Genomic DNA, 17039 nt, shown 5'->3' with positions numbered 1-17039 from the left:
CTTGAAGAAATTCAAGCCTTTTTTTGTTGCAGAATAGTTTAATGGCGCTTTTTTTGGTAAAATGATGAGTGGTTAAGCTTTTTTTGGAGGTGCAATTTGTTCGCTTTTTTAAATAAAAATGATCCCGCTGATGAAACAGCGGTCGAACTTGACCCGCAACGGATTCCGGCGCACGTGGCTATCATTATGGATGGTAACGGTCGTTGGGCCAAAGCGCGTCATTTACCGCGTATCGCGGGGCACAAAGAAGGGATGAACACCGTCAAAAAGGTCACGATTGCTGCGAGTGACCTGGGAGTGAAAGTCCTGACACTTTATGCGTTTTCCACGGAAAATTGGAAACGCCCGACTGATGAAGTCAATTATTTGATGCAGTTGCCAGTCAGTTTCTTTGATACTTTTGTGCCGGACTTGATTAAGAATAACGTCCAGGTGCAAGTGATGGGTTACACGGATAAGTTACCAGCCGCGACTCAAAAGGCCGTTAACGATGCCATTGAAGATACGAAGCATTGTGATGGCATGGTCTTGAACTTTGCGTTAAACTACGGCTCACGGGCTGAAATCGTCACTGGGATTCAAGCGATTGCCCAAAAAGTCGCGGATGGCCAGTTGGCAGTCGCAGATATTGATGATACGACCGTCGATGACGCTTTGATGACGGCACCATTAGCACCATATCATGATCCGGATTTGCTGATTCGCACGAGTGGCGAAGAACGCATTTCCAACTTTTTACTTTGGCAAATCGCATACAGTGAACTTGAATTCACGGATGTTAAATGGCCAGATTTTACTGCTGACACGCTGGCAGCTTGCATCGCAGATTATCAAAGTCGCGATCGTCGGTTTGGCGGCTTGTCAGACAAAAAATAAAAAGGGAGTTTTACATTATGAAACAACGGGTCATTACGGCCGTCGTGGCGCTGATCTTGTTTATTCCGGTAATTTATATCGGTGGGGTCACGCTAGATATTGTGGCAATGCTTTTGGGGGCCATTGCGATGAGCGAATTATTGATCATGCGCAAGAAACTCTTGATTTCTTTTGAAGCGATTGTCAGCATGCTCGGTGTGATGATTGAGATTGCCCCGAATCGGTGGTTTAATGGTCTCCCAGACCAATTGAGCAAATCCTACGTGGTCTATTTCTTAGTTATCTTGTTATTGCTCCATACCGTTTGGTCAAAGAACCGGTTCTCATTTGATGATGCTGGGATGTTGACGTTGGGGATGCTGTACATCGGCATGGGCTTTAACTACTTCGCCACGGCACGTGGTACCGGTATGCACGATTTAGCCGGCTTGTATATGTTACTGTACTTAATGTTTATTGTTTGGGCAACGGATAGTGGGGCCTACATGGTCGGCCGGAAACTAGGTCGCCACAAGGTCACGCCCATTAGTCCCAACAAAACTTGGGAAGGCTGTATCGGCGGTAGTGTGATTGGGGTCATTATCGCGGGTGGCTTTGCCTTAGCGCTCAATGTTAGTTCTTATGATGCGGTTGCTTTGATTGCGATTACGATTGTCTTATCGGTCGTTGGTCAATTTGGTGATTTAGTCGAATCAGCGTTGAAACGTTATTACGGCGTCAAAGATTCTGGTAAGATTTTGCCAGGGCACGGTGGTATTTTAGACCGCTTTGACAGCATGTTGTTAGTCTTCCCAATCGCCCATTTATTCGGCTTGTTTTAAGCCGAGCCACCCCGTGTGGTGGGAGAAAGGAACGTTGATTTGATAGTTACGATTATTACGTTCATTATCGTTTTTGGGATTTTAGTCATTGTGCATGAATTCGGCCATTTTTACTTTGCCAAACGGGCGGGAATCTTGGTGCGCGAATTTTCAGTCGGCATGGGTCCTAAAGCGGTGGCGTTTCGCCGTAATGCCACCACGTATACGCTCCGGTTCTTACCAATCGGGGGTTACGTGCGCATGGCGGGGGTCGCCGATGATGAAGACGAAGAATTAAAGCCGGGTACCCCGGTGAGTTTACAAATTGGTGAGGATGGCTTAGTACATTCCATCAACGCTAGCAAGAAAACGACCTTATTCAATGGGATTCCGTTGTCCGTTACCGCCACTGATCTTGAAAAAGAACTCTGGATTGAAGGTTACGAAAACGGTGACGAGAGTGAAGTTAAACGGTATGCGGTGCATCATGATGCGACGATTGTTGAAAGTGATGGTACCGAAGTTCAAATTGCCCCGCTTGATACGCAATTTCAATCAGCGAAGTTATGGCAACGCATGTTGACCAACTTTGCGGGTCCAATGAATAACTTTATTTTAGCGATTATCACGTTTGCCATCTTGGCCTTTATGCAAGGTGGCGTCACGACGACCACAACTAACGTGGCGTCGACTACCGCTAATTCGGTGGCCCGTTCAGCGGGCATTCAAAAGGGTGATCAAATTGTCGCCGTCAACGGTAAAAAGATGACGAGTGCGCAATCAATTTCCATTTTGATTCAAGATAGCCCTAATCAAAAGGTTAAGCTAACTTTGAAGCATGCCGGTCAAACGAAGACCGTGACGGTTAAACCAGCCGCTAAGACCGTTTCTGGTAATAAGATTGGTCAGATTGGGGTCGTTTGGGCCACCAAGACGGATACGAGCTTAGGCGCGAAGTTGGCCTATGGTTTCACCGGCTCGTGGAGTATTACTAAGCAGATTTTCCAAGTGCTCGGGCGGATGGTCACCCACGGCTTTAGCTTAAATGACTTGGGCGGTCCCGTGGCGATTTTTGCCACGACGTCGCAAGCGGCTAAATCCGGGTTGCGGCAAGTGATTTACTTGTTAGCCGTCTTATCGATCAACTTAGGAATCGTGAACTTATTACCGATTCCGGCCCTCGATGGTGGTAAAATTTTATTGAACATCGTGGAAGGCATTCGGGGCAAACCGTTACGGATGGAAACCGAAAGTATTATCACGTTAATTGGCTTTGGCCTATTAATGTTATTAATGATTTTAGTAACTTGGAATGATATCCAACGATATTTCTTCTAAGTTTATAAATTAAAATTGGCACCAATAAGGAGAAGATTTGTAGATGAAACAATCGAAATTGTTAATTCCTACTTTGAAAGAAGTGCCGAATGACGCCGAAGCGCTCAGTCATCAAATGATGTTACGCGCGGGCTATATTCGTCAAATTTCAGCAGGGATGTACGCTTATTTACCATTAGCTTACCGGGTCTTAACGAATATCGAAAAGATTATTCGGGAAGAAATGGAAAACATTGACGCAGCCGAAATGTTAGTTCCAGCTGTGATTCCGGCTGAATTGTGGCAAGCCACTGGCCGTTATGAAACTTATGGGCCAGAATTGTTCAAATTAAAGAACCGCCACGACCGGGAATTCATCTTAGGTCCAACCCATGAAGAAACTTTTACGTCAATCGTGCGTGATGAAATTAAGTCATACAAGAAATTACCATTGACGTTATATCAAATCCAAGCCAAGTATCGTGACGAAGATCGCCCTCGTTATGGCTTGTTACGTGGTCGTGAATTCATCATGAAAGACGCGTATTCCTTCCATGCGGACGAAGACTCTTTGGACGTCACATTTAAAGATATGGCGCAAGCTTACACGAACATTTTTGACCGGGTGGGCTTGAAATTCCGTTCTATCATCGGTGACGGTGGTGCCATGGGTGGGAAAGATTCTCGTGAATATTCAGCGATGGCACCCGTTGGTGAAGATACCATCGTGTATTCTGATTCGAGCGATTACGCGGCTAACTTGGAAATGGCCAAGAGTTTGTACGTGCCAAAGAAGTCCCATGCCTCACTACAAGACATGGAAAAAATCGAAACTCCCGGCGTTAAGAGCATCGATGATTTAGCCAAGTTCTTAGAAGTTGGTGCGGATCAACTCGTTAAGAGTATTTTATTCATGGCTGATGACGAACCCGTGATGGCCTTAGTTCGTGGTGACCACGAAGTTAATGACGTTAAGTTGAAAAATTACTTAGGCGCTGACTTCTTAGAAATGGCCACTCCAGAACAAGCTAAACAATACTTGGGGGCGGACTTTGGTTCCCTTGGACCAGTCAACGTCAGTGAAGATGTTAAAATTGTGGCCGACGTTTATGTTAAGGATATGGTTAACATCACGGTCGGTGCTAATGAAGACGACCATCATTTCACTAATGTTAATCCTGAACGGGATTTCCATGCTGAAGACTATGTGGACATTCGTTTTGTTCAAGAAGGCGAATTATCACCAGATGGTGCCGGCGTCTTGAAGTTCACTCGCGGGATTGAAATCGGGCATATCTTCAAACTTGGTACGCGTTACTCAAAAGACTTACATGCGGAAGTCTTGGATCAAAACGGTCGCAACATTCCAGTAATCATGGGTTGTTATGGTATCGGGGTTTCCCGGTTATTGTCAGCCATCGCCGAACAACGCGCCGATGATAATGGTTTGATTTGGCCAAAAGCCATTGCGCCATTTGACGTGCATGTCATTCCCGTTAATCCTAAGAAGGCCGACCAAGTTGAAGTTGCTGACCAAGTTGAAGCTCAATTAGAAGCTGCTGGTTACAAAGTCTTATACGATGACCGTAAAGAACGTCCCGGCGTGAAGTTTGCCGATTCTGATTTGATGGGACTCCCAGCCCGCATCACGGTCGGTAAAAAGGCCAGTGAAGGAATCGTCGAAATCAAGCTCCGCGAAACCGGCGAAACTTTAGAAGTTAAGCAAGAAGAAGTCGCTAACAACTTAGCGGTCTTATTAAAAAACATCGATTAATCTAAGCGACCCAACCGTTGCAAGTTAATCCAAAAATGCGTACACTAAACATATGTGTCTGCAGAAATCACCTAGTTTCGGCACCTTAGAAACTAGGTGATTTTCGTTAGGACGGCAGGTAAAGGTTGCTTTGCCACGGTTGGCTGACCGTAATTCCAGCTGCCATGGGGACCGGTCCAAGCCTGAGAAGCGGTCTTGGCCCTCGCTTTTGAGCCTGAAAAGCAAGCCTCAAAAGACGTCCGTGGTGTAAACGGGATACAAATCATCCCGTTAACGCCACCCGCATGGCGGCTTCCATTACGGTCAGCCGGCCGCTAGATTGATTTCTGGATAACAATGGTGCCACTTTAAGCCAGTCTGGCAGTTGGACAGTTTATTTTGGCTAATGTTCTCGTTTGTCAATGGGTTGGGTGATACTCCCAATCAAGTCAAGTTATGACTGATGTTTTTTTTCGGAATTGCGTCGATTTATATGACCGATTATGATAAGGCCAGTTGGTAGTAGAACTACCAAGTTAAATGGTGATGAAATGGCTACCCGTTATGCCTAGTTTGGCGACTGTCATTATCAATTAGTCATTCACCGACGGATAACTGGATAATATTGATATTTTTCGAATAGACGAAATAGATGAAAAAACGTGGCTATTTACGAATATGTAAATATAACGGTCAAAACTAGTTGCTAACGTGCTCATTTAAAACAATTAGAACGTTAGCTGGAAGTCAGATGGGATGGCGCCGTGAATATGTTCTTGGCGAGTGTTTTGTGGTCGCCTAGAACATGGGTCGTGTTAGGTGACTTGCGGGTTTTGCAAGGTGCCTAACCGCCTGCCGAGACCGTTCTTTGGCTCGGCAGGGTTGCCCCACCACGGCGTCCCAACTGGCTGGAGGCGGGATACAAAAGCAATAGCAGATTAGAGTTTTTAAAGATTTAGGAGGAGTGCGGCGTGAGCTTAAATCAGCAGGAAATGTTTACGAAGCTGCTTGAACAGATCGATATGCCGATGGATACGGCATTTCAAGCCGGAGCCATCGATAAACTGACGGTCCATCAAGCATCTAAGGTTTGGGAATTTCATTTGCATTTCCAACATGTACTGCCGTATTCGCAATTCATGACTTTTCGCAATAAGCTCCAAATTGCGTTTCATGAAATTGCGGAAGTGACAATGCAAATCGTGACTGACGATACGGAAGTTGATCAACGCGCGTTAGCGGACTATTGGGAATGGATTGTCCAAAATAGTGGCATCAAGTCCCCGTTAGTTCAATCATTATGTAATAGCAATGTCCCCACTTATGAAGATGGGCGGGTTATTTTATTAGCTGAAAATGAAGTTATTCAAAACTTTTTAAATAATACGGCATTAGGGCCGATTGAATCGACGTATCAAGCCCTCGGATTTCCGAAGTTCTCCGTGCATACGATGATTGATGAATCAGCTTCACAGGCGAAGATTGAAGAATTTCACGCGCAAAAAGCGAAGTCGGACCAAGAATTGGCGAAGCGCGCCGAAGCGGCTATCAAAAAGGCCAACGAAAAACGGCAACAACATGCCGATGAACCAGCGGTGATTGATGGTCCCGTCCAATTAGGAAAACAAATCAACCCGCAAGAACCGGCCAAACAAATGGTGGAAATTACCGAAGAAGAGCGGTCAGTCATTGTTGAAGGTTACGTCTTTGACATGGAAGTCCGGGTCTTACGTTCGCAACGACAACTATTAATTTTAAAAGTGACCGATTATAGTTCATCAATGGTCATTAAAAAGTTCTCCCGCAATGCCGACGACGAAGCGCAATTTGCCGCTTTGAAGCCCGGTATGTGGGTGCGGGCGCGCGGTTCCGTGCAAGAAGATAGTTTTATGCGTGATTTGACCATTAACGCTTATGACATTAACGAAACGAGTCATGCGAGTCGTCAAGATAAAGCACCGGCCGATGAAAAACGGGTCGAATTACACGTGCACTCTAACATGAGTACCATGGATGCGACCAATGGAATTTCGGATTTCGTCAAGCAAGCGGCTAAGTGGGGGCATCCCGCGGTGGCGATTACGGACCATGCTGGGGCGCAAGCCTTTCCCGAAGCGTTTGCGGCGGGTGAAAAAAATAACATTAAAATTTTATACGGGGTCGAAGCCAATATGGTGGATGACGGGGAACCCATCGCGTTTAACGATGCCCATTATGATTTAAAAGAATCAACGTATGTGGTTTTCGATACGGAAACGACCGGCCTGTCCGCCATTTATGACAAGGTCATTGAATTGTCGGCCGTTAAAATGGTTAAAGGTAATGTCGTCGAAGAGTTTGAAGAGTTCATTGATCCGGGTTTTCCATTGTCAGCGACGACGACGGAACTAACGAGTATCACGGATGATATGGTCCGGGGCTCGAAGTCCGAAGAAGAAGTCTTCAAATTATTCCGTGAATTTTGTGAAGGCGCCATTGTTGTTGGGCATAACGTCACGTTTGATATGGGCTTTATGAATACCGGTTATGCGCGTCACAATATGGGCCCGATTGAAAATCCGATTATTGATACGTTAACGTTAGCACGTTGGCTGTATCCGACGTTTAAAGGGTATCGGTTGAATACGTTAGCCAAGAAGTTTGGCGTCAACTTGGAACACCATCACCGCGCTATTTATGATGCGGAATCAACTGGTCATCTGAATCATATTTTCTTAAAAGACGCGGAAGAACGTTACGGCGTTCAGTTCCACGACCAGTTAAATGATCATATGACTGATAACGCGGCTTATCGGCATTCACGGCCGTTTCACGCGACCTTGTATGCGACAACGCAAGCGGGCTTAAAGAATTTATTCAAGATTGTGTCCTTATCCAATGTTGAATATTATTACCGGGTACCCCGAGTACCGCGCAGTGTCTTGAACAAATATCGTGACGGTATTCTGGTCGGCTCAGCGTGTGCCAACGGGGAAGTCTTCACCGCGATGATGCAAAAAGGGGTGGCAGAAGCGCGTCAAAAAGCGGGCTACTACGACTTCTTAGAAGTCCAACCACCGGCCGTTTATTTGCCCCAAATTCAAAGTGGTTTGATTGCGGATAATCAACGGGCGGAAGAAATCATCAAAAACATGGTCGACTTAGGCCATGAGATGAATATTCCGGTCGCAGCGACGGGGGATGTCCATTACTTGAATCCGGAAGACAAAATTTACCGGAAGATTTTGATCCATTCCCAAGGTGGGGCCAATCCATTAAACCGGACCGAACGTCCCGATGTGCATTTCCGCACGACCGATGAGATGTTGAAGAATTTCAATTTCTTAGGTGAAGCAACAGCGCATGAAATTGTTGTTGATACGCCGCAAGCGATTGCTGACCGTTTTGAATATGTCCGTCCCGTTAAAGACAAACTTTATACGCCGCGGATGACCGGGGCTGAAGATGAAATCGAATCCTTGACGCTTGACCGTGCCCATGCGTGGTATGGCGATCCGTTGCCGGATATCGTCCAAGCCCGGGTGGACAAGGAATTGAAGAGTATTATCGGGAATGGGTTCTCGGTTATTTATTTGATTGCCCAACGGCTCGTGTTTAAGTCTAATAAAGATGGGTACTTAGTTGGGTCCCGGGGGTCCGTTGGTTCTAGTTTAGTTGCGACGCTTTCTGGGATTACCGAAGTTAACCCGATGCCGCCGCATTATCGGTGTCCGAAGTGTCAATATTCGCATTTTTATACGAATAATGAATACGGTTCGGGTTACGATTTGCCGCCAAAAGCTTGTCCCGAATGTGGGACTGACATGGTTCGCGATGGGCAAAACATTCCGTTTGAAACTTTCTTAGGGTTCTACGGGAACAAGGTCCCCGATATTGATTTGAACTTCTCGGGGGACTACCAACCAATCGCGCATAACTATACCAAAGTCTTGTTTGGTGAAAAGAATGTTTACCGGGCCGGGACGATTGGGACGGTCGCTGATAAGACCGGTTATGGTTATGCTAAAGCCTATGAACGGGACACTCAACAAACCTTGCGGACGGCCGAAATCGACCGGCTCGCCAAAGGGATTACCGGGGTCAAACGTTCGACCGGGCAACATCCGGCCGGGATTATCGTTGTGCCGGACTATATGGATATTTATGACTTTACGCCGGTCCAATATCCGGCCGATGACCAGACCGCGGCTTGGCAAACGACCCACTTTGATTTCCATTCGATTCATGACAATATTTTAAAAATTGATATTTTAGGACATGATGATCCGACGATGATTCGGATGCTCCAAGATTTGTCCGGGATTAAGCCGGAAAGTATTCCGCCGGTTGATCCGACTGTTATGAAGATTTTCTCGAGCCCCGAAGTATTGGGCGTCAATGAAGATCAAATTTTCTCCAAAACGGGGACGTTAGGCATTCCGGAATTTGGGACGCGGTTTGTCCGCGGGATGCTCGAAGAAACGCATCCGTCGACCTTTAATGAATTGCTACAAATTTCGGGGCTCTCCCATGGGACTGATGTGTGGTTAGGCAACGCCGAAGAATTAATTAAAGACGGGACGGTTACGTTGGCGGAAGTTATTGGATGTCGGGATAACATCATGACCGACTTGATCCACTACGGCATGGAATCTGATATGTCCTTCCAAATCATGGAACATGTGCGGAAAGGTCGGGGGATTCCTGACGAGTGGCAACAAGCGATGAAGGATTCCAATGTGCCGGATTGGTACATTGATTCATGTTTGAAGATTAAGTATATGTTCCCGCGGGCCCATGCCGCCGCCTACATTTTGATGGCGTTACGGGTGGCCTACTACAAGGTTTACTTCCCAATGATTTATTACGCCGCGTACTTCTCTGTGCGGGCCGATGATTTTGACCTGGTCGCGATGTCGCATGGTAAAGAAGCCGTCAAAGCGTCGATGAAAGTGATCACCGATAAAGGTATGGATGCTTCCGCGACGGAAAAGAACTTATTGACCGTTATGGAACTCGCCAATGAAATGTTGGAACGGGGCTTCAAGTTTAAGATGGTCGATTTGGATAAATCTGATGCCGCCAACTGGACCATTGAAGGCGACACGTTGATTGCCCCATTCCGGGCCGTGCCTGGTTTAGGGCTGAACGTGGCCAAACAGATTGTCGCCGCGCGGGCGGATAAGCCGTTCTTATCGAAAGAAGATTTATCTAAGCGGGGCAAAGTTTCGCAAAAATTGATTGATTTCATGACCCAAAATGGGGTTTTACAAGGCTTACCAGACGAAAATCAATTATCTTTGTTTTAAAATTACCGCTGCAAACGGCGCCGAGTTGCGGTTTGCGCATAATTATGGTAATATGTACTTGTAATTTAAAACTCGTTAACGAGTGAGCAGCGATGCTCACTCTTTTTATTGGACTAATCTGGATTAAGGAGGCACAAACGTGAGCAATAACGTTGTTGAGACGATTCAACCAATCGCCCAAGCGATTGTAACAGCACACCAGTTTGAATTAGTTGACATTGAATTTGTGCGTGAGGGCCAGAGTTGGTACTTACGAATTTATATTGATAAGCCAGGTGGCATTAATATTGAAGAATGCGCCATGGTTAGTGACGAATTAAGCGAAAAATTAGATGCGATGGATCCGGATCCGATTCCGCAAGCCTACTTCTTAGAAGTGTCTTCGCCGGGTGCGGAACGCCCCTTGAAAAAAGAGGCCGACTATCAAAACGCCATTGGTAAATATGTCCATGTGGGCTTATACCAAAAATTAGACGGCAAAAAAGTTTTTGAGGGCGACTTAACAGCCGTCACTCCTGAAACGTTAACAATTGATTATATGGACAAGACGCGCAAAAAGACCGTGACAATCGATCGTCAACAGATCGCTCAAGCTCGGTTAGCCGTTAAGTTCTAGTAAGCAAAGGAGTTTACACATGAGTAAGGAATTATTAGGGGCCTTAGACACCCTTGAATCAGAAAAAGGTATCAAAAAAGAAGTCGTCATTGACGCTTTGGAAGCGGCCTTAGTTTCCGCTTATAAACGTAATTACGGTCAAGCGCAAAACGTGGAAGTTGACTTTGACCAAGTTAAGGGTAATATTCATGTTTATGCGGTTAAAGAAGTCGTTGAAGACGTCTTTGATTCCCGCTTGGAAGTTAGTTTACAAGATGCTTTAGCAATCAACAAAGCTTATGAAGTCGGCGATGACATTCGTTTCGAAGTCACCCCGAAAAACTTCGGTCGGATTGCGGCCCAAACGGCTAAACAAGTTATTATGCAACGGGTGCGTGAAGCCGAACGTGGTATCATTTTTGACGAATACAGTCAATATGAAAATGAAATCGTCACGGGTGAAGTTGAACGCCAAGATAACCGGTTTGTTTACGTCAGCTTAGGTAAAGTTGAAGCGGTCATGGGTCATGGCGACCAATTACCTGGTGAAGTTTACCGAATTCATGACAAAATCAAAGTTTACGTTTCCAAAGTTGAAAATGCGACTAAGGGGCCACAAGTCTTCGTTTCCCGGACGGCCCCGGACTTGTTGAAACGCTTGTTTGAACAAGAAGTACCAGAAATTTTTGACGGTATCGTGGAAATCGTGTCAATCGCGCGTGAAGCTGGCGATCGGGCGAAAGTTGCCGTTCGTTCAAACAACCCGAACGTTGACCCAGTCGGGACTTGTGTTGGTCCTAAAGGGCAACGGGTGCAAACCATCGTTAACGAATTGCACGGCGAAAACATGGACATCGTTGAATGGACGGATGACACGGCGGTCTTTATCGCCAACGCCTTGAATCCGGCCGAAGTATTAGACGTTATCTTTGACCCTGAAAATGAACGCGGCTGTACCGTCGTTGTGCCCGATTACCAATTATCATTGGCGATTGGGAAACGCGGTCAAAACGCCCGTTTAGCTGCAAAATTAACTGGTTTCAAGATTGATATCAAATCTGAAACCGAAGCATCTGATATAATGGATGCGAATCCGACTGACGTGGCGGCGGCTGAAACCGCAGCTGACGCCAGTGCGGACCTTGACGAAACTAGTGAAGATACGATTGAACCAGCCGTATCCGAAGCCAGTGACGTTGAACCCATGTCAGCTGAGAGCGAAGCTGTTGAATCAGCCGCAGATGCTGACGAAAGTGCCGCTGACAGCGACGCTGAATAATTAAAGGAGGTCTGGGATATGAAAAAAAGAAAAGTGCCGTTGCGCAAGGACATCGTGACGGGTGAAATGCATCCCAAGAAAGACTTAGTCCGGGTTGTTAAGAACAAGCAAGACGAAGTAGCCGTTGACCCTACTGGTAAAATGCCAGGACGGGGCGCGTATATTTCGTTAGATGTCGAAGTTGCCAAACTGGCCAAGAAGCAAAAAACGTTTGATAAAGCGTTTGGAATTAAAGTGGACGCCAGTTTTTATGATGACTTAGTGGCTTACGTTGATCATCAACAAGCCCGAAAGGAATTATTCGGTAATGACGCCTAACGAAGCTTGTTTAAACCTACTGGGCCTTTCACGGCGTGCCAAGAAGCAAATTGCTGGCGAAGGATTGTCCTTAGCCGCAATTCGTAATCAATCCGCCAAACTCGTGTTTATCGCGAGCGATGCGGGTCCCACGACTGCCAAAAAGTTTCATGATAAGGCCCAATCTTACGATGTTCCCGTGATCGATACTTTTACCAAAGCAGAGTTGAATGCGGCAGCTGGCAATAAACGGACCGTTTATGCCATTACCGACCGCGGCTTTGCGGACAAAATGGTGGCGATCATGACAAACTAAAGGAGGGTGAAGATATGGGGAAAAAGCGAATTTATGAATTAGCGAAGGAGCTAAACGTCCCAAGTAAACAGTTGATTGCGCAAGCACAGCAGTTGGGATTCTCCGTCAAAAATCATATGTCGACACTCGGTGACAACGAAGCCCGTCAATTAACGAGCGGCGCGGCCACCCATCCTAAATCCAAAACGACTGGGACAACCAGTGCAGCTTCAAAACCTGAAGCTAGAAATGTGACACGAACTGCTAATCAGCAGCAATCCAACTCGCGTCATCAACAGAGTGGTGATTCTTTGAATAATAATCGTAATAATAACAATAACCATAGCCAAAACCGGAGTAATAATTCAAACGGCAACCGTTCCACGAGTAGTTCACGGAACAGTAACAGTAGCCGGCCAAATAACAATGGTGGTAACCGGAGCAACAACAGTCAAAACCGGAGTAACAATAACAACCGGTCCAACAATACCACGGCTAATCGGTCAAATAATAGCAGTCAAAACCGCAACAACAATACTTCGCGGAACTCAAATAACAGCAGCCAAAACCGGAACAGCAACAACAGTTCCCGCTCAAACACGAGCAATGGCGGCCAAAACCGGAGTAACGGCAATAACAATAGCCGCAACAATGGTAGCGGGCGTTTTGGCGGTAGCTTAAACAATAATAATAACGGTGGCGGCAATGGTCGTTATCGTGGCGGTAACAACAATAACCGTCGTCGTAACAACAAGAAACAAAGCCGGAAGAACCAACGTATTCGCCAAGTGAACAACAAGCCGGCACCCGTTCGTAAGGACAAGCCGTTGCCAGAAACCTTGGTCTACACGGTTGGCATGAACGCCCAAGATTTGGGTAAGTTATTGCACCGTGAACCAGCCGAAATTATCAAGAAGTTGTTTATGTTAGGGGTTGCGGTTAACCAAAACCAATCCTTAGATAAAGAAACGATTGAAGTTTTAGCAGCGGATTACGGCATTAACGCCGAAGAAAAAGTCACGGTCGATGTAACCGACTTGGATAAATTCTTCGAAGACGAAGTTAATAATACCGATAACTTAGCACCGCGGGCACCAGTTGTCACGGTCATGGGTCACGTTGACCATGGTAAGACAACCTTGCTTGATAAGTTACGGCATACGCACGTTACCGCTGGTGAAGCTGGTGGGATTACCCAAGCTATCGGGGCCTATCAAGTGAAGCATGATGGCAAGACCATCACCTTCTTAGATACTCCTGGGCATGCGGCCTTTACGGAAATGCGGGCCCGTGGTGCTGACATTACGGATATCACCGTCTTAGTCGTTGCGGCTGATGACGGGGTTATGCCACAAACTATCGAAGCGATTAACCATGCCAAGGCGGCGGAAGTGCCAATTATCGTGGCAGTTAACAAGATTGATAAGCCCGGCGCTAACCCGAACCACGTCATGGAACAATTAACCGAATACGGTTTGATTCCTGAAGACTGGGGTGGCGACACGATCTTCGTCCAAATTTCAGCTAAATTCGGTAAGAACTTAGACGAATTATTGGACATGATCCTCTTACAATCCGAAGTGCTTGAATTAACGGCTAACCCTAAGCAAAATGCGGCTGGGTCGGTACTTGAAGCTAGTTTGGATCGTGGGAAAGGCTCAACGGCGACCTTGTTAGTTCAACAAGGGACGATGCACGTCGGTGACCCAATCGTTGTTGGGAACACTTATGGTAAAGTGCGGACCATGACTAATGATCATGGGAAACGCATCAAAGAAGCCGTACCATCAACGCCAATCGAAATTACTGGTTTGAATGATGTGCCAGATGCTGGGGACCGTTTCATCGTCTTTGATGATGAAAAGACCGCCCGCGATGCTGGTGAACAACGGGCTAAGCAAGCCTTGATGGACGAACGGAAAGCCACGGCCCATGTGACCTTGGATAACTTGTTTGATTCCATGAAGCAAGGTGAACTTAAAGAAGTCGACGTTATTATTAAGGCCGACGTTCAAGGTTCCGTTGAAGCCTTAGCAGGTAGTTTACAAAAGATTGATGTTGAAGGCGTCCGTGTCAACATCATCCATACGGCGGTTGGGGCGATCAACGAAAGTGATGTGGCCTTAGCTGAAGCAAGTAACGCCATCATTATTGGGTTCAATGTCCGGCCAACGCCGCAAGCGAAATCCCAAGCAGATACCGACGATGTCGACATTCGTTTACATCAAGTTATCTACAACGCTATCGATGAAATCGAAAGCGCCATGAAGGGGATGCTTGAACCTAAGTATGAAGAAAAGATCACTGGTCAAGCCGAAATCCGTGAAATCTACAAGGTTTCTAAGATTGGGACTATCGGTGGTGGGATGGTTACTGATGGGGTTATCCATCGTGAATCCGGCGTCCGGGTTATCCGTGACGGTGTGGTTATTTACGACGGTAAGCTTGCCAGTCTCCGTCGCTTCAAAGATGACGTTAAAGAAGTTAAACAAGGTTTCGAATTAGGGTTACGGATCGAAGATTACAATGATATCAAGGTCAATGACGTTATCGAAGCTTATGTGATGAAAGAAGTTCCGATTGAATAAGCAATCCCTCAAGGAGGTGCGTTAAATGGCACAACATTATCGGGTTGGTCGGCTTGAACAAGAAATTCAAAAAGAAGTCGATGACATTCTATTGAAGCGCGTCCGTGATCCCCGGGTCGCTGGGTTAACCATTACCGGCGTCACCGTCACTGGCGATTTACAACAAGCCACGATTTACTACAGTATCTTGTCAGACAAAGCGTCTGACGGTGAAAAGACGGCCACTGGGCTTGAAAAAGCGAAAGGCCTCATCCGTAGTGAACTCGGCTCACGCTTGAGCATCTATAAGACGCCAGAATTGATTTTTGAACGTGATCAATCAGTTCAATACGGCAGTCGTATCGATGAATTAATCAACAACTTAAAACGTCAAGAATAGTCGTTTGACTAACTTGGTTTTGACCGTCCTGGGTTTATCTGGGACGGTCTTTTTTGGTTTGGAGGTGTTGATTGTGGCCGCAGTTGGCCGACCGTAATTCCAGCGGTCCTGGGACCGGTCCAAGCCTGAGGGGCGGTCTTGGACCTCGCTTTTGAGCCTGAAACCCAAGTCTCAAAAGACGTCCGTGGTGTAAACGGCCAAAAAACGGCCGTTAACGCCACCTGCAGGACGGCTTCCATTACGGTCGGCCAACTGCTAAATATCAGCTTAATGACAAAATGTGTCATTGATTAGCACGATGATAGCTCGTTGTAGGAATGAATCTTAAAAGGTGTCGCTGGCCACGTTATGGCTGGCTCACGACTAAATTATGCTTGGGCCGGAATGGTGCGCAATAATGGGTGATTTGGTATTTGAGTTGGTCATTAATTGTGGGGGATGTTTTTTACTTGAACCTGTTGGTGGATTGATGAGACTAACCATTCCTTAGTTGATTATTGGCACTGATTGGTTCGAGTAATTGCTTATTGATCAACGCTGCATGTGTGAGCGTTACGTTTGTCAGCATAGCCTTGAAACTTTATTGTTGACTTTAAAGTAACAACTAGTTAATATAATAGTTGTTGATTATAAAGTAACAATAATGAGTGATTTGAAAGGAAGTTTTTAATGATGAAATATGCAATTTCAGCAGCAACGGGGCATTTTGGTCAATTAGCAATTAATGAACTTTTACAAACGGTCGCACCCACCGATATTGTGGCGATTGTGCGTAATCCGGAGAAGGCGGCGCAAGTGTTGCCGACGACTATCGACGTGCGGCAAGCCGACTATACCGATGAACCAGCACTAGAAAAAGCATTGACCGGCGTTGATCGGTTATTGTTTATCTCATCCGTTCCTGGTGGCGAAATTTCGCGGCAAACGCAACATCAAAATATGGTGACGGCGGCTAAAAATGCCGGCGTGAAGTATGTGGCTTATACGAGTTTTGCCAAAGCCGATACTGCAAAATCGGCCTTGTCTGCCGATCATGTGGCCACCGAAAAAATGTTGAAGGATAGTGGCTTGCAATATTCCTTCTTACGCAACGCTTGGTACTTAGAAAATGAATTGAGTTACTTAAAAGCGGGGGCTGCTGGTCAAGATGCCGTTTATGCCGCGGGTGCCGGTAAGATGAGTTTTGCTTTGGAACGTGAATACGCGGTGGCAGCCGCTAAGGTGATGTTGATGGCGGAGCCAAAAGCCGTCTATGAATTTGGTGGGCAACCACGGTCATATGCTGATTTGGCAGCCGCGATTAAAGCTGTTACTGGTCGCCATGACTTTGAATTTAAAGCGGTTAGTGCTACGGAATATGTCAAAGCAATGACGGCTGCTGGGATGGATGCCGGTTTAGTTAACGTGTTTGCTGGTATGCAAGCGATGATGGCTGACAATGAATTGAATGTTGTCAGCGCTGATTTGCCAACGGTCTTAGGACATGAATTAACGCCAATTGCGGATGCTATCAAAGAAATTTTGGCGCGTTAGCATCGTCAACAACTTATGATTAGCGAGCGGCTAGTTTCT

The 17039-nt window shown here is 46.3% G+C and carries 12 protein-coding genes; all 12 read left to right on the top strand.

Features of this window, described 5'->3' with window-relative positions; all coding sequences use genetic code 11:
- Positions 1 to 96 precede the first annotated feature (96 nt).
- The 12 genes from DY78_RS12210 to DY78_RS12155 all read left to right on the top strand — a co-directional run bounded on the left by DY78_RS12210 (position 97) and on the right by DY78_RS12155 (position 17000).
- Entirely contained in the window at positions 97 to 876 is a 780-nt protein-coding gene (locus DY78_RS12210; RefSeq protein ID WP_024625327.1) for an isoprenyl transferase, read from the top strand.
- 17 nt (positions 877 to 893) lie between these two features.
- Positions 894 to 1697 carry a phosphatidate cytidylyltransferase gene (locus tag DY78_RS12205; protein ID WP_024625328.1) on the top strand — a complete coding sequence of 268 codons (804 nt, stop codon included), beginning with the start codon at positions 894 to 896 and terminating at the stop codon, positions 1695 to 1697.
- 39 nt (positions 1698 to 1736) lie between these two features.
- Positions 1737 to 3014 (top strand): RIP metalloprotease RseP, encoded by a 1278-nt coding sequence (gene rseP / locus DY78_RS12200; RefSeq protein WP_024625329.1) that lies wholly within the window; start codon positions 1737 to 1739, stop codon positions 3012 to 3014.
- A 43-nt stretch (positions 3015 to 3057) separates the two neighbouring features.
- Positions 3058 to 4767 (top strand): proline--tRNA ligase, encoded by a 1710-nt coding sequence (locus DY78_RS12195; protein ID WP_024625330.1) that lies wholly within the window; start codon positions 3058 to 3060, stop codon positions 4765 to 4767.
- 950 nt (positions 4768 to 5717) lie between these two features.
- Positions 5718 to 10034: a PolC-type DNA polymerase III gene (locus DY78_RS12190; protein WP_024625331.1), complete on the top strand. Its 4317-nt coding sequence runs from the start codon at positions 5718 to 5720 to the stop codon at positions 10032 to 10034.
- Between the two features lie 139 nt (positions 10035 to 10173).
- Positions 10174 to 10650 carry a ribosome maturation factor RimP gene (rimP, locus tag DY78_RS12185; RefSeq protein WP_024625332.1) on the top strand — a complete coding sequence of 159 codons (477 nt, stop codon included), beginning with the start codon at positions 10174 to 10176 and terminating at the stop codon, positions 10648 to 10650.
- Between the two features lie 19 nt (positions 10651 to 10669).
- A complete protein-coding gene (gene nusA, locus DY78_RS12180; protein ID WP_024625333.1) occupies positions 10670 to 11908 on the top strand; it encodes a transcription termination factor NusA in 1239 nt (412 codons plus the stop codon).
- A gap of 18 nt (positions 11909 to 11926) precedes the next feature.
- Positions 11927 to 12226 (top strand): RNase P modulator RnpM, encoded by a 300-nt coding sequence (gene rnpM / locus DY78_RS12175; RefSeq protein WP_024625334.1) that lies wholly within the window; start codon positions 11927 to 11929, stop codon positions 12224 to 12226.
- Positions 12216 to 12521, top strand: a complete 306-nt coding sequence (locus tag DY78_RS12170) for a L7Ae/L30e/S12e/Gadd45 family ribosomal protein (RefSeq protein ID WP_024625335.1) — start codon at positions 12216 to 12218, stop codon at positions 12519 to 12521. The genes rnpM and DY78_RS12170 overlap by 11 nt, the downstream gene beginning before the upstream one ends.
- A gap of 14 nt (positions 12522 to 12535) precedes the next feature.
- Complete coding sequence (gene infB / locus DY78_RS12165) at positions 12536 to 15088, top strand: translation initiation factor IF-2 (protein WP_024625336.1); 2553 nt, start codon at positions 12536 to 12538, stop codon at positions 15086 to 15088.
- 25 nt (positions 15089 to 15113) lie between these two features.
- Complete coding sequence (gene rbfA / locus DY78_RS12160) at positions 15114 to 15467, top strand: 30S ribosome-binding factor RbfA (protein ID WP_024625337.1); 354 nt, start codon at positions 15114 to 15116, stop codon at positions 15465 to 15467.
- Between the two features lie 672 nt (positions 15468 to 16139).
- Positions 16140 to 17000, top strand: coding sequence for an NAD(P)H-binding protein (locus DY78_RS12155; protein WP_024625338.1), 861 nt, complete (start codon positions 16140 to 16142; stop codon positions 16998 to 17000).
- Positions 17001 to 17039 lie beyond the last annotated feature (39 nt).

Origin of the sequence: Lactiplantibacillus fabifermentans DSM 21115 (assembly GCF_000498955.2) — a bacterium.
In the GTDB taxonomy this organism is placed as follows: Bacteria; Bacillota; Bacilli; order Lactobacillales; family Lactobacillaceae; genus Lactiplantibacillus; species Lactiplantibacillus fabifermentans.
The sequence above is the reverse complement of the archived record's forward strand: the minus strand, read 5'-3'. Positions and strand labels throughout refer to the sequence as shown.

Excerpts from the sequence above, each read along its gene's own strand:
- infB (WP_024625336.1), top strand. The coding sequence starts at position 12,536 with ATGGGGAAAAAGCGAATTTATGAATTAGCGAAGGAGCTAAACGTCCCA.
- rbfA (WP_024625337.1), top strand. The coding sequence starts at position 15,114 with ATGGCACAACATTATCGGGTTGGTCGGCTTGAACAAGAAATTCAAAAA.
- DY78_RS12170 (WP_024625335.1), top strand. The coding sequence starts at position 12,216 with ATGACGCCTAACGAAGCTTGTTTAAACCTACTGGGCCTTTCACGGCGT.
- nusA (WP_024625333.1), top strand. The coding sequence starts at position 10,670 with ATGAGTAAGGAATTATTAGGGGCCTTAGACACCCTTGAATCAGAAAAA.
- DY78_RS12205 (WP_024625328.1), top strand. The coding sequence starts at position 894 with ATGAAACAACGGGTCATTACGGCCGTCGTGGCGCTGATCTTGTTTATT.
- DY78_RS12155 (WP_024625338.1), top strand. The coding sequence starts at position 16,140 with ATGAAATATGCAATTTCAGCAGCAACGGGGCATTTTGGTCAATTAGCA.
- DY78_RS12195 (WP_024625330.1), top strand. The coding sequence starts at position 3,058 with ATGAAACAATCGAAATTGTTAATTCCTACTTTGAAAGAAGTGCCGAAT.
- rnpM (WP_024625334.1), top strand. The coding sequence starts at position 11,927 with ATGAAAAAAAGAAAAGTGCCGTTGCGCAAGGACATCGTGACGGGTGAA.